15 protein-coding genes are annotated in these 17,564 nt (G+C 71.6%); 9 read left to right on the top strand and 6 right to left on the bottom strand.

The features are described 5' to 3' along the window. Window position 1: 1 nt before the first annotated feature. Entirely contained in the window at window positions 2–1,300 is a 1,299-nt protein-coding gene (locus ABII15_RS17655; RefSeq protein WP_353943287.1) for a hypothetical protein, read from the bottom strand. Between the two features lie 349 nt (window positions 1,301–1,649). Between ABII15_RS17655 and ABII15_RS17660 the strand changes: the two genes are divergently transcribed. The 6 genes from ABII15_RS17660 (at window position 1,650) to ABII15_RS17685 (ending at window position 9,657) form a co-directional block, all read left to right on the top strand. After that, entirely contained in the window at window positions 1,650–4,010 is a 2,361-nt protein-coding gene (locus ABII15_RS17660; RefSeq protein ID WP_353943288.1) for a bifunctional SulP family inorganic anion transporter/carbonic anhydrase, read from the top strand. Window positions 4,011–4,154: 144 nt separating this feature from the next. Further along, window positions 4,155–6,152: an acetate--CoA ligase gene (gene acs / locus ABII15_RS17665; protein WP_353943289.1), complete on the top strand. Its 1,998-nt coding sequence runs from the start codon at window positions 4,155–4,157 to the stop codon at window positions 6,150–6,152. Between the two features lie 201 nt (window positions 6,153–6,353). Beyond that, complete coding sequence (nhaA, locus tag ABII15_RS17670; RefSeq protein ID WP_353943290.1) at window positions 6,354–7,763, top strand: Na+/H+ antiporter NhaA; 1,410 nt, start codon at window positions 6,354–6,356, stop codon at window positions 7,761–7,763. Between the two features lie 54 nt (window positions 7,764–7,817). Continuing rightward, window positions 7,818–8,324, top strand: a complete 507-nt coding sequence (locus tag ABII15_RS17675; protein ID WP_353943291.1) for a phage holin family protein — start codon at window positions 7,818–7,820, stop codon at window positions 8,322–8,324. Further along, complete coding sequence (locus tag ABII15_RS17680) at window positions 8,321–9,277, top strand: alpha/beta hydrolase (RefSeq protein WP_353943292.1); 957 nt, start codon at window positions 8,321–8,323, stop codon at window positions 9,275–9,277. The genes ABII15_RS17675 and ABII15_RS17680 overlap by 4 nt, the downstream gene beginning before the upstream one ends. A 194-nt stretch (window positions 9,278–9,471) precedes the next feature. Beyond that, window positions 9,472–9,657, top strand: coding sequence for a hypothetical protein (locus ABII15_RS17685; protein WP_111662807.1), 186 nt, complete (start codon window positions 9,472–9,474; stop codon window positions 9,655–9,657). A 58-nt stretch (window positions 9,658–9,715) separates the two neighbouring features. On the opposite strand, the gene ABII15_RS17690 is transcribed toward ABII15_RS17685, so the two are convergent. The 3 genes from ABII15_RS17690 to nth all read right to left on the bottom strand — a co-directional run bounded on the left by ABII15_RS17690 (window position 9,716) and on the right by nth (window position 12,793). After that, window positions 9,716–10,915, bottom strand: a complete 1,200-nt coding sequence (locus ABII15_RS17690) for a MarP family serine protease (RefSeq protein ID WP_353943293.1) — start codon at window positions 10,913–10,915, stop codon at window positions 9,716–9,718. A gap of 91 nt (window positions 10,916–11,006) precedes the next feature. Continuing rightward, on the bottom strand, window positions 11,007–11,759 hold the full coding sequence (locus ABII15_RS17695; RefSeq protein ID WP_353943294.1) for a CoA pyrophosphatase: 753 nt from the start codon (window positions 11,757–11,759) through the stop codon (window positions 11,007–11,009). A 71-nt stretch (window positions 11,760–11,830) separates the two neighbouring features. Continuing rightward, window positions 11,831–12,793 (bottom strand): endonuclease III, encoded by a 963-nt coding sequence (gene nth, locus ABII15_RS17700; protein ID WP_353943295.1) that lies wholly within the window; start codon window positions 12,791–12,793, stop codon window positions 11,831–11,833. Window positions 12,794–13,162: 369 nt separating this feature from the next. Here nth and ABII15_RS17705 point away from each other — a divergent pair, with 369 nt between their 5' ends. The 3 genes from ABII15_RS17705 (at window position 13,163) to ABII15_RS17715 (ending at window position 15,776) form a co-directional block, all read left to right on the top strand. Then, complete coding sequence (locus tag ABII15_RS17705; RefSeq protein ID WP_016642758.1) at window positions 13,163–13,837, top strand: Crp/Fnr family transcriptional regulator; 675 nt, start codon at window positions 13,163–13,165, stop codon at window positions 13,835–13,837. A 183-nt stretch (window positions 13,838–14,020) separates the two neighbouring features. After that, a complete protein-coding gene (locus tag ABII15_RS17710; RefSeq protein WP_353943296.1) occupies window positions 14,021–14,824 on the top strand; it encodes a nucleotidyltransferase domain-containing protein in 804 nt (267 codons plus the stop codon). 61 nt (window positions 14,825–14,885) lie between these two features. Then, a complete protein-coding gene (locus ABII15_RS17715) occupies window positions 14,886–15,776 on the top strand; it encodes a sigma-70 family RNA polymerase sigma factor (protein ID WP_353943297.1) in 891 nt (296 codons plus the stop codon). A gap of 4 nt (window positions 15,777–15,780) precedes the next feature. Here the strand turns inward: ABII15_RS17715 and ABII15_RS17720 are convergent, their stop codons facing one another. Next, complete coding sequence (locus ABII15_RS17720) at window positions 15,781–16,611, bottom strand: MBL fold metallo-hydrolase (RefSeq protein ID WP_353943298.1); 831 nt, start codon at window positions 16,609–16,611, stop codon at window positions 15,781–15,783. Between the two features lie 3 nt (window positions 16,612–16,614). Continuing rightward, a complete protein-coding gene (locus ABII15_RS17725) occupies window positions 16,615–17,490 on the bottom strand; it encodes an NUDIX hydrolase (protein WP_353943299.1) in 876 nt (291 codons plus the stop codon). Window positions 17,491–17,564: the final 74 nt, after the last annotated feature.

Below are 17,564 nucleotides of genomic sequence, written 5' to 3' on the forward strand. Positions count from 1 at the left end.
CCTAGGACTTGGCGGCCGGTGCGCCCGGCACCCCCTTGGGGGCCGGGGCCGGACCGCCGCCGTTGAGGAAGGCCGGCCAGCCCTGCCCGGGCGCCTTGCCGACGGGCAGTTCGGCGAGCTTGCGCAGGGTGCCGGCGTCCTGCGCGTCGAGCCAGTCGGCGAGCTGGTGGAAGGAGACGCAGCGCACGTCCGGCTTGTTGCAGACCCTCTCGACGGTCTGCTCGACGGCGCGCATGTAGGTGCCGCCGTTCCAGGACTCGAAGTGGTTGCCGATGATCAGCGGCGCGCGGTTGCCCTTGTAGGCGCGGTTGAAGCCCGCCAGCAGGCTGTCGCGCATCTGGTTGCCCCAGTAGGCGTGCCTGGCGGGGTCGCCGTGCATGGTGCCGGACTGGTTCACGGCGAAGTTGTAGTCCATGGTCAGCTGCTCGTAGGAGTGGCCGAGGAACGGCACGAGCTGCATGGACAGGTCCCACAGACCGTCCTTCTTCGTCGGCCAGACCTGGTTGTTGACGCCGCTGGTGTCATAGCGGAAGCCCAGGTCGTGGGCGGCGCGCATGAAGTTCTTCTGCCCTTCCAGGCAGGGCGTGCGGGCGCCGATGAGCTCCTTGTCGTAGTCGAAGGGCAGCGGCGCCGCCTTCTTCAGGCCCGTGTTGGTCTTCCATGACTTCACGAACGACTTGGCCTGGGCGATCTCGCTCTTCCACTCGGCCACCGACCACTGGCCGACCCCGCCGTCCTTGCCGCAGAAGTGACCGTTGAAGTGGGTGCCGATCTCGTTGCCCTCGAGCCAGGCACCGCGCACCTGCTCCGCGGTGTCCTTGATCCCCTTGAGGTCGTTGAATCCGATGTCGGAGCGGCCCGGCGAGTGCTGCGGCGCGTGGTACTCGCCCGCCTTGTCCTCGGGGAGCATGTACACGCCGCTGAGGAAGTACGTCATGGTCGCGTTGTTCTTCTTGGCGACCTTGCGGAAGTGCGAGAAGAGCTTCTGGCTGTCCTCGCCCGCGCCGTCCCAGGAGAAGACGACGAACTGGGGCGGCTTCTGTCCCGCCTCGAGGCGGTCGGCTCTCGGCAGATGCGGCTGGCGACCGGTGTACGCGGTCGAGCCGTCGCCGATGAGGCGGAGCACGCTGCCCGGGGCGCCCTTGTGGGGCGCGGCGGCCTCCTTGGGGCCCGGGGCGCCCTGGTGCTGCGGGGCGTCCGTGCCGCAGCCGGCGAGGGCCGCGGCGCAGGCCGCGGCGGCGGTGATACCCGCGGCGATCCGCAGGGACGGGCGGGGAGCGATCCTTCGGGTGGCGGCCATCTTCCGCCCACCTTCTTCCTGGAGTCGGCTGAGAGGAGGTGAATGCGAGAAATGCCCGCTTCCGGCGGGCGGCGCCGTCACCGTCGCACGAAGGCCGTACACGATTTGTACGACAAGCCGACCAAAGTTTTAGTTCACTACGCAGAGTGAAACCTTGCCCCATTTGCCCTTTTGAGCCCACCCAGTCCTTTACTCTGCATTACTATTCATTTACCGAGCGTTGATATCGAACGTTGATTTTCATCCCGCCGCTGCACGCCGTGAACCACGGCCGCGACCGACCCCCACCCACCACCCGGGGGTCCCCCACATTCCGCGACCGCGCTGCACCCCGGAGGAGACGGGAACCATGTCAGCCTGCGTACCCACCCGCGCCAGTGACTCCGAACGACCGGGCGAGCCGACAGACGCCGCCCACCCGGCCCACAGTCCACCGCCGGCGCCCCGCCGCCGCTTCCGTATCGCGGGCGCCGACCTCTCGGCGTCCATCGCGGTCTTCCTGATCGCCCTCCCGCTGTCCCTCGGCATCGCCCTGGCGACCGGCGCGCCCCTGGAGTCGGGGCTGGTCGCCGCCGCCGTCGGCGGCATCGTCGCCGGTGTCATGGGCGGCGCCCCGCTCCAGGTCAGCGGCCCCGCCGCGGGCCTGACCGTGGTCACCGCCGAGCTGATCCAGCGCTACGGCTGGCGGACCACCTGCGCCATCACCGTGATGGCCGGCGTCGCCCAGCTCGGGCTCGGCTGCCTGCGCGTGGCGCGCACGGCGCTCGCCGTCAGCCCCGCCGTGGTGCACGGCATGCTCGCCGGCATCGGCATCACCATCGCCGTCGCCCAGGTCCACATCGTCCTCGGCGGCACTCCCCAGAGCTCCGTACTCGCCAACCTGGGCGCCCTGCCCGCCCAGTTGGCGAACCTGCAGCCCGCCGCGCTCGCCATCAGCGTCCTCACCATCGCCATCCTGCTCGCCTGGCCGAGGATCCCGGGTGGCGTCGGGCGCGTCACCCGCAAGATCCCGGGCGCGCTCGTCGCCGTGACCGCCGCGAGCGTCACCGCCGCACTGCTCGGGCTGAGCCTGCCCGAGGTCGACCTGCCGTCCTGGAGCAGCCACGCGCTGGCCGGACTGCCCGAGGGGCCGGTGCTCGGCATCGCCGCGGCCGTGCTGACCACGACCCTGGTGTGCAGCGTGCAGTCACTGCTCGGCGCCGTCGCCGTGGACAAGATGGCCGCCGCGCGGCCCGATCTGCCGCCGTCGATGCGCCGCTCGAACCTGGACCGGGAGCTGCTCTCCCAGGGCGCGTCGAACATCGTCTCCGGCTCGCTCGGCGGGCTGCCCGTCGCGGGCGTCGCGGTGCGCTCGACCGCGAACATCAACGCGGGCGCCGTGAGCGGGAACTCCGCGGTGCTGCACGGCGTTTGGGTAGTAGCGGCCACCCTCCTCCTGGTCCCCGTCCTGGAGCTGATCCCGCTCGCCTCGCTCGCCGCGCTGGTGATGATGGTCGGCATCCAGATGGTGTCCCTGCACCACATCCGCACGGTCACCCGCCACCGTGAGGTGCTCGTCTACGTCGTGACCACCCTCGGCGTCGTCGTCTTCGGCGTGCTCGAAGGCGTCGGCCTCGGTGTCGCGGTCGCCGTCGGCGTCGCGATGCAGCGCCTCGCGCGCACCCGGATCACGCACGAGGAGGACGCCCGCGGCGTCCACCATGTGCGCGTACGCGGCCAGTTGACGTTCCTCGCCGTGCCACGGCTGAGCCGCACCCTTCATCAGGTGCCCCAAGGGGCGAACTGCGTAGTGGAGTTGGACGGATCTTTCATGGACCATGCCGCGTACGAAGCCCTTCAGGGCTGGCAGAAGGCCCACACCACCCAGGGCGGACAGGTCGAGGTGGCCGGGCGCGGCGGATCGCGGATCGCCGAGCCGGCGAGCGCCTCGCACGCCTGCTGCCGCCCCTGGACCCCCTGGCGCAACCACCACTGCGACGACCGGCCGCACACGCACACCCCCGAGCGGACGGCGCCGGCCCGCGGCGGGCACCATCTGGCCAGCGGTATCAGCGCGTTCCAGCGGAACACGGCGCCGCTGGTCCGCGGCGAGCTGGCCCGGCTCGCGCGGGAGGGGCAGAAGCCCACGCAGCTCTTCCTGACCTGCGCCGACTCCCGGGTCGTCACCTCGATGATCACGTCGAGCGGCCCCGGCGACCTGTTCGTCGTGCGGAACGTGGGAAATCTGGTGCCGTTGCCGGGTGCCGAGAGCGGGGACGACTCGGTCGCCGCCGCCATCGAGTACGCCGTCGACGTCCTGAAGGTGCAGTCGATCACCGTGTGCGGGCACTCGGGATGCGGCGCGATGCAGGCGTTGTTGAGCAGTCCGCCGTCCGCTCCCGGAGCGCTCACCCCGCTCAAGCGGTGGCTGCGGCACGGGATGCCGAGCCTGGAGCGGATGGGCGACAAGGAGTTGCCCTGGGCGCGGCTCGCGGGCCGGGCGCCGGCCGACACGGTCGAGCAGCTCTGTCTGACCAATGTCGTCCAGCAGTTGGAGCATCTGCGGGCGCACGAGTCGGTCGCGCGCGCCCTGGACGAGGGCGTGCTCGAACTGCACGGGATGTACTTCCACGTCGGCGAGGCCCAGGCCTACCTGCTGGAAGAGCGTGATCCCGTCTTCGGTCAGGTCGAGGCGGCCGCCTACGAGGACACCGGAGCGGCCCGGGCCTGAACCGGCCCTTTCCCGGATCCGTGGGATAAGTGAGAGCGTGTGGCTCCCGGCACCGCCGGGAGCCACACGCATGAACTCCGGGCCTATAGGTCTAAACCAATTTTCGGACACCCCTTGTCACCAGGGGGCGACGTCTGATGAGCTGTGGCCTGGGACACAACGGACACCTTGGGAAAGGCAGAAGCCGTGAGCAACGAGAGCCTGGCCAATCTTCTGAAGGAAGAGCGACGCTTCGCGCCGCCCGCTGACCTGGCGGCGAACGCCAACGTCACGGCCGAGGCGTATGAGCAGGCCAAGGCTGACCGGCTGGGCTTCTGGGCCGAGCAGGCCCGCCGCCTCACCTGGGCCACCGAGCCGACCGAGACCCTGGACTGGTCGAACCCGCCGTTCGCCAAGTGGTTCAAGGACGGCAAGCTCAACGTCGCGTACAACTGCGTCGACCGCCACGTCGAGGCGGGCAACGGCGACCGGGTCGCGATCCACTTCGAGGGCGAGCCCGGCGACAGCCGCGCGATCACCTACGCCGAGCTGAAGGACGAGGTCAGCCGCGCGGCGAACGCGCTGACCGAGCTGGGCGTGCAGAAGGGCGACCGGGTCGCCGTCTACCTGCCGATGATCCCCGAGGCCGTCATCTCGATGCTCGCCTGCGCGCGCATCGGTGCCGCGCACTCCGTCGTCTTCGGCGGCTTCTCCGCCGACGCGATCGCCAAGCGCATCGAGGACGCCGACGCCAAGGTCGTCATCACCTCCGACGGCGGCTACCGCCGCGGCAAGCCCTCCGCCCTCAAGCCGGCCGTCGACGAGGCGCTCACCCGCGTATCCGTCGACAAGGTCCTCGTCGTGCAGCGCACGAAGCAGGACGTCGCCTGGACCGAGGGCCGCGACGTGTGGTGGCACGACGTCGCCGGAAGGCAGTCGGCGGAGCACACCCCGCAGGCGTTCGACGCCGAGCAGCCGCTCTTCATCCTCTACACGTCGGGCACGACGGGTAAGCCGAAGGGCATCCTGCACACCTCGGGCGGCTACCTGACGCAGGCCAGCTACACCCACCACGCGGTCTTCGACCTCAAGCCGGAGACGGACGTGTACTGGTGCACGGCCGACATCGGCTGGGTCACCGGCCACTCGTACATCACCTACGGCCCGCTCTCCAACGGCGCGACGCAGGTCATCTACGAGGGCACCCCGGACACCCCGCACCAGGGCCGGTTCTGGGAGATCGTGCAGAAGTACGGCGTCACGATCCTCTACACGGCGCCCACCGCGATCCGCACGTTCATGAAGTGGGGCGACGACATCCCCGCGAAGTTCGACCTCAGCAGCCTGCGCGTGCTGGGTTCCGTGGGCGAGCCGATCAACCCCGAGGCCTGGGTCTGGTACCGCAAGAACATCGGCGGCGACAAGGCCCCGATCGTGGACACCTGGTGGCAGACCGAGACCGGCGCCATGATGATCTCGCCGCTGCCCGGCGTCACCGAGACCAAGCCCGGCTCCGCCCAGCGCCCGCTGCCCGGCATCTCCGCGACCGTCGTCGACGACGAGGCCAACGAGGTACCCAACGGCGGCGGTGGCTACCTGGTCCTCACCGAGCCGTGGCCGTCGATGCTGCGCACCATCTGGGGCGACGACCAGCGGTTCATCGACACCTACTGGTCGCGCTTCGAGGGCAAGTACTTCGCCGGTGACGGCGCCAAGAAGGACGAGGACGGCGACATCTGGCTCCTCGGCCGCGTCGACGACGTCATGCTCGTCTCCGGGCACAACATCTCCACCACCGAGGTCGAGTCCGCGCTCGTCTCGCACCCGGCCGTCGCCGAGGCCGCCGTGGTCGGCGCCGCCGACGAGACCACCGGTCAGGCGATCGTCGCCTTCGTGATCCTGCGCGGCAGCGCCAACGCGGAGGACGAGTCCCTCGTCGCCGACCTGCGCAACCACGTCGGCGCCACGCTCGGCCCGATCGCCAAGCCCAAGCGGGTCCTGCCCGTCGCCGAACTGCCCAAGACCCGCTCCGGCAAGATCATGCGCCGCCTCCTGCGCGACGTCGCGGAGAACCGCGCGGTCGGTGACGTCACCACGCTCGCCGACTCCTCCGTGATGGACCTGATCCAGAACAAGCTGCCGGCGGCGCCCAGCGAGGACTGATCACCCGCGAATACGGACGAACGGGCACCCGGTGAACGCGCCGGGTGCCCGTTTCGTACGTATGGTGATGATCACCAGGTACGTCTCGCGTACACCCGGTAGGGTGAAGTCCGCGTCAAGAACGCGCCATGAAGTTCACAGGGTGTGCCGGGAAGTCTGGTCGGCGATGTCATCAGCCGTACCCGACCGGAGGTCCCCCTCGTGGCAGCGCCCCAGAAGCAGAGCAAGCCCGGCCGCACCGCACTCGGCCGGATCTCCCTGCCCGAGCGGAACTTCATCGCCGAGGCCCTGCGCACCGAGACCGTCGGCGGCGTCCTGCTGCTCGCCGCCGCCGTCGCCGCCCTGATCTGGGCGAACGTACCGGCGCTCAGCCACAGCTACGAGACCGTCAGCGACGCCCACTTCGGCCTCTCCGCGCTCGGCCTCGACCTCTCCGTCGAGCACTGGGCGGCCGACGGGCTCCTCGCGGTCTTCTTCTTCGTCGCCGGCATCGAACTCAAGCGCGAGCTGGTCGCGGGCGATCTGCGCGACCCGAAAGCGGCCGCGCTGCCGGTCGTCGCCGCCCTCTGCGGCATGGCGATGCCCGCGATCGTCTACACCGTCGTCGCCTCGGCCGGCGGCGGCTCCCTGGCTGGCTGGGCCGTGCCCACCGCCACCGACATCGCCTTCGCGCTCGCCGTGCTCGCCGTCATCGGGACCTCGCTGCCGAGCGCCCTGCGCGCCTTCCTGCTGACCCTCGCCGTCGTCGACGACCTCTTCGCGATCCTGATCATCGCGGTCTTCTTCACGAGCGACCTCGATTTCGCGGCGCTCGCGGGTGCCTTCGTCGGCCTCGCGGTCTTCTGGCTGCTGCTGCGCAAGCGGGTGCGCGGCTGGTACGTGTACGTGCCGCTCGCCCTGGTCATCTGGGGCCTGATGTACAACAGCGGCATCCACGCCACCATCGCCGGTGTCGCCATGGGCCTGATGCTGCGCTGCCACCGCGAGGAGGGCGAGACCCACTCCCCCGGCGAGCACATCGAACACCTCGTCCGCCCTCTCTCTGCGGGGCTCGCGGTGCCGCTGTTCGCGCTGTTCAGCGCCGGGGTCGCGGTGTCGGGCGGCGCGCTGGGCGACGTCTTCACCCGGCCGGAGACGCTCGGTGTGGTGCTCGGTCTCGTCGTCGGCAAGGCCGTCGGCATCTTCGGCGGTACGTGGCTGACGGCCCGGTTCACCAGGGCCTCCCTGCCCGACGAGCTGGTCTGGGCGGACGTGTTCGCCGTCGCCTCGCTCGCCGGGATCGGCTTCACCGTCTCGCTGCTCATCGGCGAACTCGCCTTCACCGACGATCCGCTGCTGACCGACGAGGTCAAGGCGGCCGTCCTCGTGGGCTCGCTGATCGCGGCCGTGCTCAGCAGCGTGCTCCTGAAGATGCGGAACGCCAAGTACCGCGCCCTGTGGGAGACCGAGGAGCGTGACGAGGACCAGGACGGCATCCCCGACGTCTACGAGCAGGACAACCCGGAGTACCACCTCCGGATGGCCGAGATCTACGAGAAGAAGGCCGCGGAGCACCGCAGGCGTGCCGAAGTGGCGGCCGGGGCAGGCGACGAGGACGAGCGTCCGGCATGATCTGACAACGAGTCCGCACATACGGAGCACCGACAGAACAACAGGGAGTACGCGATGAGCGCACCCGACGGCAGCCCGGTCGGCGCCGAACGCAGCATCGGCCAGCTGTTCGCCTCGGCGACGACCGAGATGTCCGCACTGGTGCACGACGAGATCGCCCTGGCGAAGGCACAGCTCAAGCAGGACGTGAAGCGCGGAGCGACCAGCGGTGGCATGTTCACCGTGGCCGTGGCCGTGCTGGTCTTCTCCCTGCCCATGCTGAGCTTCGCCCTGGCCTACGCCATCAACGCCTGGACCGGCGGCTTCAACGGCCGGGGCGGCTGGAACCTCGCCTGGTGCTTCCTGCTGTCCTTCAGCGCCAGTGTGGCCCTCGCGATCCTGCTCAGCCTGATCGGCGTCGTCTTCGCCAAGAAGGCCAAGAAGGGCAAGGGTCCGCAGAAGGTCGCCGCCTCGTTCAAGGAGACGGCCGGCGTCCTGCAGCACGCCAAGCCGCACCCGCGCGAGGTGCCGGCCGACCGTGTCCCCGAGGCCATCGAGGCTGTGGCACGCTCGTCTTCATGACGGACCCCGCCACTCCTTCGGCCGCACCGCCGCCCGCTTCTGTCGTACGCCTGGACGTCCCCGGCGGGAGAGAGGTGCTCCACCGGGACGTCGCCGCCAACGGCGCGCGGTTCCACATCGCCGAAATGGGTGACGGACCGCTGGTTCTGCTGCTGCACGGTTTCCCCCAGTTCTGGTGGACGTGGCGACACCAGCTCGGCGCGCTGGCCGACGCGGGATTCCGGGCCGTCGCCATGGACCTGCGCGGCGTCGGCGGCAGCGACCGGACGCCGCGCGGCTACGATCCGGCGAACCTGGCGCTCGACATCACCGGCGTGGTGCGGTCGCTGGGCGAGCCGGACGCCGCGCTGGTCGGGCACGACCTCGGCGGCTATCTCGCCTGGACGGCGGCCGTGATGCGGCCCAAGCTGGTGCGCCGGCTCGCGGTGTCCTCGATGCCGCACCCGCGCCGCTGGCGCTCGGCGATGCTCGCCGACTACCGCCAGTCCCGCTCGGGCAGTTACGTCTGGGGCTTCCAGCGCCCGTGGCTGCCGGAGCGTCAGCTCGTCGCCGACGACGGGGCGCTGGTCGGCAAGCTCGTACGGGACTGGTCGGGGCCGCACCAGCCCGACGACGAGACCGTGCTGACCTATCAGCGGGCGATGCTCATCCCGTCGACCGCGCACTGCTCGATCGAGCCGTACCGGTGGATGGTGCGCTCCCTCGCCCGGCCCGACGGCATCCAGTTCAACCGGCGCATGAAGCGGCCGGTGCGGGTGCCCACGCTGCATCTGCACGGCTCGCTCGACCCGGTGATGCGCACCCGGAGCGCGGCCGGGTCCGGGGAGTACGTCGAAGCACCGTACCGCTGGCGCCTGTTCGACGGCCTCGGGCACTTCCCGCACGAGGAGGACCCCGAGGCGTTCTCCAAGGAACTCGTGAACTGGCTGAAGGATCCCGAGCCCGACCGGTAGGCCCCGGGCCCGGCCGACAGGACCCTCCGAGCCCGGCCGACAGGCCGCTGAGTGACCGCTCGGGAGCGCTCAGTGAGTGCCCGATATACGGGCAGGAACACTTGTCCTACGAACAGCCAAATGCCTGCCGCATACGCCAATTTGGGGACCGTGGGGGAGGTTACCGACCTTGGGGCACGGGCACACGTCGAGGTATGGGCTGGACGCACGATTACAGTGACGCAGCACGCAACCGCCGCCCAGCGATGACGCTGGGCACACCCCAGAGGGGAGCGCCGCAGGACGATCCGGCGCACGATCCCCGGCTGGGCATTCCGCGTATCCTGCGGCGTCGGGCCCGCTGGATGTCGGCGCGGTTGCGGCACACCAGCCGCAGCTGAACACCCCTCATCCGCCGGGAAGTCCGGGGAATCCGGGAAGTCCGGGGAATCCGGGGCGTCAGAGCGCGCAGGCGTCCGTGTCCACCTGCTGGGACGCCGTGCGGCCCCGGGTGATGTCGGTGGCGATCTCGTCGGCGGTCAGGGCGTAACCCGTCTCGTCGTTGTCGAGGGACTTCGCGAAGACCACGCCGTAGACCTTGCCGTCGGGGGTCAGCAGCGGGCCGCCCGAGTTGCCCTGACGCACCGTCGCGTACAGCGAGTACACGTCGCGCTCGACCGTGCCCCGGTGATAGATGTCCGGGCCGCTGGCGTCGATCCGGCCGCGCACGCGCGCGGGACGCACGTCGTACGAGCCGTTCTCCGGGAAGCCCGCGACGATCGCGCCGCCGCCGCGCTCGGCGTCGGTCCGCGCGAAGTTCAGCGCGGGCGCCCTCAGTGACGGCACGTCCAGGACCGCGATGTCGCGCTTCCAGTCGTAGAGAACGACCTTCGCGTCGTACTTCACGCCCTCGCCGCCTATCTGGACGGTGGGCTCGTCGACGCCGCCCACCACATGCGCGTTCGTCATCACGCGGCGGGAGCCGAAGACGAAGCCGGTGCCCTCCACGACCTTGCCGCAACTGGGCGCCTGGCCGACGACCTTGACGATGGAACGCTGGGCGCGCGCGGCGACCGGGCTGTTCGCCAGGGCCGGGTCGGGCGGGCGGACCTCGGTGATCGGCTCGCTCGCGAACGGGCTGAAGACCTGGGGGAATCCGTTCTGCGCGAGGGCGGAGGAGAAGTTGGCGAACCAGGTGTCCGCCTGGGTCGGCAGCGCGCGGGAGACACCGAGCAGCACCTTGGAGCCGCGGACCTCCTTGCCGAGCGTCGGCAGCGTCGTCCCGGCGAGTGCGGAACCTATCAGCCACGCCACCAGCAGCATCGCCGCCACATTGACCAGGACGCCGCCCGTCGCGTCCAGCGCCCGCGCCGGTGACCAGGTGATGTATCTGCGCAGCTTGTTGCCCAGGTGGGTGGTGAAGGCCTGGCCGACCGAGGCGCAGACGATGACGACGACCACGGCGACGACCGCGGCGGTGGTCGACACGGCCGCGTCGTCGGTGATCGCGCCCCACAGCAGGGGCAGCGCGTAGACCGCGACGAGGCCGCCGCCCAGGAAGCCGATCACCGACAGGATGCCGACGACGAAGCCCTGGCGGTAGCCGACGACCGCGAACCACACGGCTGCGGCGAGCAGCAGGATGTCCAGCACGTTCACCGTCTACAGCCCCGCCCTCGTCACGCCCCGCCTCGTCACGCCTCGCCTCACGTCGCAGTCACCGGCATCGCACCGTACGGCGACCACCCTGTCATGAGCGCCAGTCGAGTGACACCGTGTTCTCCCGGTCCCACGGCCGCTCCCAGCCCGCGAAGTGCAGCAGTCTGTCGATCACGCCCGCCGTGAACCCCCACACCAGCGCCGACTCCACGAGGAAGGCCGGGCCGCGGTGGCCGCTCGGGTGGACCGTCGTCGCCCGGTTGGCCGGGTCGGTGAGGTCGGCCACCGGGACCGTGAAGACCCGGGCCGTCTCCGCCGGATCGACCGCCGCGACGGGGGTGGGTGTCCGCCACCATCCCAGTACGGGCGTGACGACGAATCCGCTCACCGGGATGTAGAGCTTGGGCAGCACGCCGAAGAGCTGCACGCCGTGCGGGTCGAGGCCGGTCTCCTCCCAGGCCTCGCGCAGCGCGGCGCGCAACGGGCCCTGGGTGCGCGGGTCGCCGTCCTCCGGGTCGAGGGCTCCGCCCGGGAAGGAGGGCTGGCCCGCATGCGATCTGAGCGAGCCCGAGCGCTCCATGAGCAGCAGCTCGGGGCCGCGGTCGCCCTCGCCGAACAGGATCAGCACCGCGGACTGCCGGCCCGCGCCGTCCTCGGGCGGCAGGAACCGGCTGAGCTGCTCGCCGCGGAGCGTGGCGGCGGCGTCGGCGACGGGGTCCAGCCAGGCGGGCAGGCCGTCCGTGCGCACGGTGACGTCCGGTCCCGCGCCGTCGGCTCCCGCGCCCCCCTGGCCCGCCGTGCCGCCCGTCCCGCTGATTCCGCTGATCTCGCTCACGTGCCTCATCGTCACCCCCGTACCTGTCGTGATGGACCCAACGCCCGACCGCCCCCTCTTCGTTCCGCCTTCGCCGTCCGTCACCCGGACGTGGCACCGCCCAGCGGCGGGGCCGCGATGCCGCCCGCGTCCAGGTAGCCCTGCGGCGGCTTGAGGCGCTGGCCCGGGAAGCCGCCCTTCTCGTACTTGAGCAGCTTCTTCGCCTTCTCCGGGTCCGTCTCGCCCTCGCCGTACGCCGGGCAGAGCGGGGCGATCGGGCAGGCGCCGCAGGCCGGTTTGCGGGCGTGGCAGATACGGCGGCCGTGGAAGATCACGTTGTGGCTGAGCTGGGTCCACTCGCTCTTCGGGAACAGCTCGCCGACCGCCTTCTCGACCTTGTCCGGGTCGGTCTCCTCGGTCCACTTCCAGCGGCGCACGAGCCGGCCGAAGTGGGTGTCGACGGTGATGCCGGGCCTCCCGAACGCGTTGCCCAGCACCACGAACGCCGTCTTGCGGCCCACTCCGGGCAGCTTGACCAGGTCTTCGAGGCGGCCCGGGACCTCACCGCCGAACTCCTCCGACAGGGCCTTGGCGAGGCCCATGATCGACCGGGTCTTCGCCCGGAAGAACCCGGTCGGCCGGATCAGCTCCTCGACCTCCTCCGGCACGGCCGCCGCGAGGTCCTCCGGGGTCGGGTACTTCGCGAACAGGCCCGGGGTCGTCTGATTGACCCTCAGGTCGGTCGTCTGGGCGGACATCACCGTGGCGACCAGCAGCTGGAAGGGGTCCTCGAAGTCCAGCTCGGGGTGGGCGTAGGGGTACGTCTCCGCGAGCTCGCGGTTGATCCTGCGGGCGCGGCGGACCAGCGCGGTACGGGACTCGGGCTTGGCGACGGCCTTCTTGGCCGCCGCTTTCTTGGGCGCCGCGTTCTTGGGCGCGGCCTTCTTAGGCGCGACCTTCTTGGCCGCCGCCTTCTCGGGCGCGGCCTTCCTGGGCGCAGCCTTGCCGGAGGCCGTCTTCTCCGGCGCCGTCTGCTCCGGCGCCGCTCTCTTCTTCGCGGGCATCTACTGGGCGGCCTTCCCCTGTGCGGAACCGGGCTCTGCGGCAACCGGAACGGCGCAGACCACGGCCTCCGTACGGGCATGTTCGCCCACAGCGGAATCAGGGGCGGGCGATCCCGCTCCGGCCCCCGCCGCCTGCGCTCTCACCGGCTTTTTGGACACCCGGCCAGCCTAAAGCCCGGCACCGACATCCGCCCCGGAGCCACTGGATCGGCCCCCGTTTGGCCCCCTCCCCCTCGGGTTGTGACGCAGGTGCGGCAGACTTGTAGCTGAGTGACTGATCACACTGTTTGGACCGTCCGGCAAAATGGGCAGTCGGGAAAGGCTTTCCCGACCGTTTCCCACACTGCAGGCGACATAGGAGAGAAACTCGTGGACGACGTTCTGCGGCGCGCCCCGCTCTTCGCGGCGCTCGATGACGAGCAGGCCGCGGAGCTCCGCGCCTCCATGAGTGAGGTGACCCTCGCACGCGGCGACGCCCTGTTCCACGAGGGCGACCCCGGCGACCGCCTGTACGTGGTCACCGAGGGCAAGGTGAAGCTCCACCGCACGTCCCCCGACGGCCGCGAGAACATGCTGGCCGTGCTCGGCCCCGGCGAGCTGATCGGCGAGCTGTCGCTGTTCGACCCGGGCCCGCGCACCGCGACCGCCAGCGCGCTGACCGAGGTGAAGCTGCTCGGCCTCGGCCACGGCGACCTCCAGCCCTGGCTCAACGCACGCCCGGAGGTGGCCGCCGCCCTGCTGCGCGCCGTCGCCCGCCGCCTGCGCAAGACGAACGACCAGATGTCCGACCTGGTCTTCTCCGACGTGCCGGGCCGCGTGGCCCGCGCGCTCCTGGACCTGTCGCGCCGCTTCGGCGTGCAGTCCGAGGAGGGCATCCACGTCGTGCACGACCTCACGCAGGAAGAGCTGGCCCAGCTGGTCGGCGCCTCCCGCGAGACGGTGAACAAGGCCCTCGCGGACTTCGCGGGCCGCGGCTGGCTGCGCCTGGAGGCGCGCGCCGTGATCCTGCTGGACGTGGAGCGCCTCGCGAAGCGTTCGCGCTGACCCCGGCTCCGCACGACGGGTCCCGCCACACCTCGTGGCGGGACCCGTCGTCGTAGAACCGCCTGGAACCGACGAAGAACCGACGAAGAACCGGCGTGGACCGGCGGGCAACAGGCGGAGACCCACGGCGTCGAACCGCGGAAATACCGTGCTCCGGGCGCCTCTTCCCTGCACAGTTGCCCCATGGCCGATCCGCACCGTGGGCTCGACGCCCAGGGATACATCGCGCGCGAAGGCTCCCTGGGCCGTGTCCAGGAGCCCTTCCGCCCCGTCGTGGCCGCCGCCCGTGACCGGCTGCTCGACGTCTTCGGCGCGCGTCTGACGAGCGCGTACCTGTACGGGTCCGTGCCCCGCGGCACCGCGCGGCCGGGCCGCTCCGACCTCGACCTGCTGCTCGTGCTGCGCGCCGGGCCCACCGAGGCCGACCGCGCCGACGCGGGGACCCTCGACGCCGCGCTGGACAAGGAGTTCCCGCAGGTCGACGGCGTGAGCACGCTCGTGTACGGCCGGGAGCGGCTGCTGAGCGCGGCCGAGACGTACGACATGGGGTGGTTCGTGGCGTGTCTGTGCACGCCCCTGCTCGGGGAGGACCTGGCCGAGTACCTGCCGCGCTACCGGCCCACCTCACGGCTGGCCCGCGAGACCAACGGGGACCTGGCCGCCCGCCTGCCCCGCTGGCGCGAGCGGATCGCGCGGGCCACCACGGCGGACGAGCGACGGACGCTCGACCGGATCATCGCCCGCGGCCTGGTCCGCACCGCCTTCACCCTCGTCATGCCCCGCTGGAACGGCTGGACCGGCGAGCTGGACGAGATGGCCGAGGTGTTCGCCGAGTACTACCCGGAGTGGGGGCCGCGGATCAGGGCCGCGGCGGCGGCCGGTTACGCGCCCACCGGGGACGCCGGCGCCCTGCGCGGGTACACCGAGGAGCTCGGGCCGTGGCTCGCGGACGAGTACGCGCGCGTGCACGGCACCAAACAAGCCTGAGGGGCGTCAGAGGTAACAGGGGAAACAGGGGTATCAGGGGAATCAGGGGAGGAAGCACACCATGACCACACAGGCCGAGCTGGCCGCCCGCTTCGAGGCCGAGCGCGGGCGGCTGCGCTCCGTGGCGTACCGGATGCTCGGGTCGCTGGCCGAGGCGGAGGACGCGGTCCAGGAGGGGTGGCTTCGGCTGCAGCGGGCCGACGCCGGCGAGGTGCGCAATCTCGGCGGCTGGCTGACGACCGTCGTCGGACGGATCTGCCTCGACATGCTGCGGGCCAGGACCACGCGCCGCGAGGAGCCGCTGGAGGACGGGGGCGCCGAGACGTTCCGGCTGCCGGACCCCGTGGTCAGGCCCGCCGATCCGGTCCACGAGGCCGAGCTGGCCGACACCGTGGGGCTCGCGCTGCTGGTGGTGCTCGACACGCTGGCGCCCGCCGAGCGGCTGGCGTTCGTGCTGCACGACATGTTCGCCGTGCCGTTCGAGGACCTCGCGCCGATCGTGGAGCGCACGCCCGCGGCGACCCGGCAGCTGGCCAGCCGGGCGCGCCGCCGCGTCCAGGGCGCCACCGCGCCGGCCGACACCGATCTGGCCCGCCAGCGCGAGGTCGTCGGCGCCTGGCTGTCCGCGACCCGCGCCGGTGACTTCGAGGCGCTGCTCGAACTCCTCGACCCGGACGTGCTGCTGCGGGTCGACCAGGGTCCGGGCACGGCCGCGCTGCTGGTGCGCGGCGCCCTGGATGTGGCCGGTCAGGCGGCGCTCTACGGGCGGATGGCCCCGGACACCTTCCCGGCGTTCGTCGGCGACGGCATGGGCATGGTGACGGCGCCCGGCGGCAAGGTCGCCACCGTGGGCTGGTTCACCTTCCGCGCGGGCAGGGTCGTGGGCGTCGACATCATCACCGACCCCGGGCGGATCGCCGCGCTCGGCATCGACTGGTCCGCCGACCGGTGAATCCCTAGATGAGCCCGTGTTCGCGCAGGTAGTCGAGCTGGGCCAGGACGGACAGCTCGGCCGCCGGCCACAGGGAGCGGTCCACGTCCGCGTACACGTGGGCGACGACTTCGGCGGCCGTCGCGTGCCCGTCCTCGACGGCCGTCTCCACCTGGGCGAGCCGGTGGGCGCGGTGCGCGAGGTAGAACTCGACGGCGCCCTGGGCGTCCTCCAGGACCGGGCCGTGGCCGGGCAGCACCGTGTGCACCCCGTCGTCGACCGCGAGCGAGCGCAGGCTGCGCAGGGTGTCGAGGTAGTCGCCGAGGCGGCCGTCCGGGTGCGCGACCACGGTCGTGCCCCGGCCGAGGATGGTGTCGCCGGTCAACACGGCCCGGTCGGCCGGGAGATGGAAGCTCAGCGAGTCGGCGGTGTGGCCGGGGGTGGGGACGACGCGCAGTTCCAGGCCGCCGGTCGTGATGACGTCACCGGCCGCCAGGCCCTCGTCGCCCAGGCGCAGCGCCGGGTCGAGGGCGCGCACCTTGGTGCCGGTCAGCTCGGCGAACCGGCCCGCGCCCTCGGCGTGGTCGGGGTGGCCGTGCGTGAGGAGGGTGAGCGCGATCCGGCGGCCCGCCTTCTCGGCGACGGCGATCACGTTCTTCAGGTGGCCGTCGTCGAGCGGGCCCGGGTCGATCACGACGGCGAGGTCGCTGTCCGGCTCGGCGAGGATCCAGGTGTTGGTGCCGTCGAGGGTCATCGCGGACGCGTTCGGCGCGAGCACGTTGACGGCGCGGGCGGTGGCGGGGCCGGACAGCACCCCGCCGCGCGGCTGTCCGGGCAGGGCGGCGGCTTCGGTCATCGGTCAGTTGCTCCCGCCGGTCGGAATGTGCTTGGTGAACTCGTCGTGCCCGGGCCAGGACAGCACCACCTCGCCCGCTTCCAGCCGGGCCTGTGCCAGTACGGGCGTCAGGTCGCGCCCCGCGGCTCCGGCCAGGGCGTCGTGGGCGGTCCGGTAGGCGGTGAGGGTGCGCAGGGTCGCGATGGTGGGCGGCATCATCGTCAACTCGCCCTGGTCGTACGCGGCCGCGGCCCGCTCCGGGCGGATCCAGACCGTGCGGTCGGCCTCGGAGGAGTCGTCGCTGGTGCGCTGGCCCGCCGGGAGCGCGGCCGCGAAGAACCAGGTGTCGTAGCGGCGCGGCTCGAACTCGGGGGTGATCCAGCGGGCCCACGCGCCGAGCAGGTCGGAGCGCAGTACGAGGCCGCGCCGGTCCAGGAACTCGGCGAAGGAGAGGTCGCGGGCGATCAGTGCCTGCCGGTCGGCCTGCCACCGGTCGCCGGTGGTGTCGTCGACGACGCTGTCCGGGGCCGGGCCGGCGAGCAGCACGCCCGCCTCCTCGAAGGTCTCGCGCACCGCGGCGCAGACGATCGCCTGGGCGTCCTTCTCCGGCACGCCGAGCCGCTCGGCCCAGGTCTGCCGGGAGGGGCCCGCCCAGCGCACCTGGCGGTCGTCGTCGCGCGGGTCGACGCCGCCGCCGGGATAGGCGTAGGCGCCGGCCGCGAAGGCCATCGACGTACGTCTGCGGAGCATGTGGACCTCGAGGGCGCCGGGGGTGTCCGGGGCGTCTCTGAGGAGCATCACGGTGGCGGCGCGGCGCGGGGTCGCGGCCGTCAGGGTGCCGGCGGCGAGGGCGCGGATGCGGTCCGGCCACTCCGGGGGGTACCACTGGCCGTTGGACATGGCCGGAGGTTATCCCGACTCGACGGGATGTTCGAGAGGCGGTTCGTCGGGTGCGGGCCGGTGGCCGCTTCTCG

This window comes from Streptomyces sp. HUAS MG91 (assembly GCF_040529335.1).
Taxonomy (GTDB): domain Bacteria; phylum Actinomycetota; class Actinomycetes; order Streptomycetales; family Streptomycetaceae; genus Streptomyces; species Streptomyces tabacisoli.

What these genes read in the sequence shown, in the direction of transcription:
- ABII15_RS17655 (WP_353943287.1), bottom strand. Translation starts at nt 1,300, where the DNA reads ATGGCCGCCACCCGAAGGATCGCTCCCCGCCCGTCCCTGCGGATCGCC.
- ABII15_RS17660 (WP_353943288.1), top strand. Translation starts at nt 1,650, where the DNA reads ATGTCAGCCTGCGTACCCACCCGCGCCAGTGACTCCGAACGACCGGGC.
- ABII15_RS17675 (WP_353943291.1), top strand. Translation starts at nt 7,818, where the DNA reads ATGAGCGCACCCGACGGCAGCCCGGTCGGCGCCGAACGCAGCATCGGC.
- ABII15_RS17680 (WP_353943292.1), top strand. Translation starts at nt 8,321, where the DNA reads ATGACGGACCCCGCCACTCCTTCGGCCGCACCGCCGCCCGCTTCTGTC.
- ABII15_RS17685 (WP_111662807.1), top strand. Translation starts at nt 9,472, where the DNA reads ATGGGCTGGACGCACGATTACAGTGACGCAGCACGCAACCGCCGCCCA.
- ABII15_RS17695 (WP_353943294.1), bottom strand. Translation starts at nt 11,759, where the DNA reads ATGAGGCACGTGAGCGAGATCAGCGGAATCAGCGGGACGGGCGGCACG.
- nth (WP_353943295.1), bottom strand. Translation starts at nt 12,793, where the DNA reads ATGCCCGCGAAGAAGAGAGCGGCGCCGGAGCAGACGGCGCCGGAGAAG.
- ABII15_RS17710 (WP_353943296.1), top strand. Translation starts at nt 14,021, where the DNA reads ATGGCCGATCCGCACCGTGGGCTCGACGCCCAGGGATACATCGCGCGC.
- ABII15_RS17715 (WP_353943297.1), top strand. Translation starts at nt 14,886, where the DNA reads ATGACCACACAGGCCGAGCTGGCCGCCCGCTTCGAGGCCGAGCGCGGG.
- ABII15_RS17720 (WP_353943298.1), bottom strand. Translation starts at nt 16,611, where the DNA reads ATGACCGAAGCCGCCGCCCTGCCCGGACAGCCGCGCGGCGGGGTGCTG.
- ABII15_RS17725 (WP_353943299.1), bottom strand. Translation starts at nt 17,490, where the DNA reads ATGTCCAACGGCCAGTGGTACCCCCCGGAGTGGCCGGACCGCATCCGC.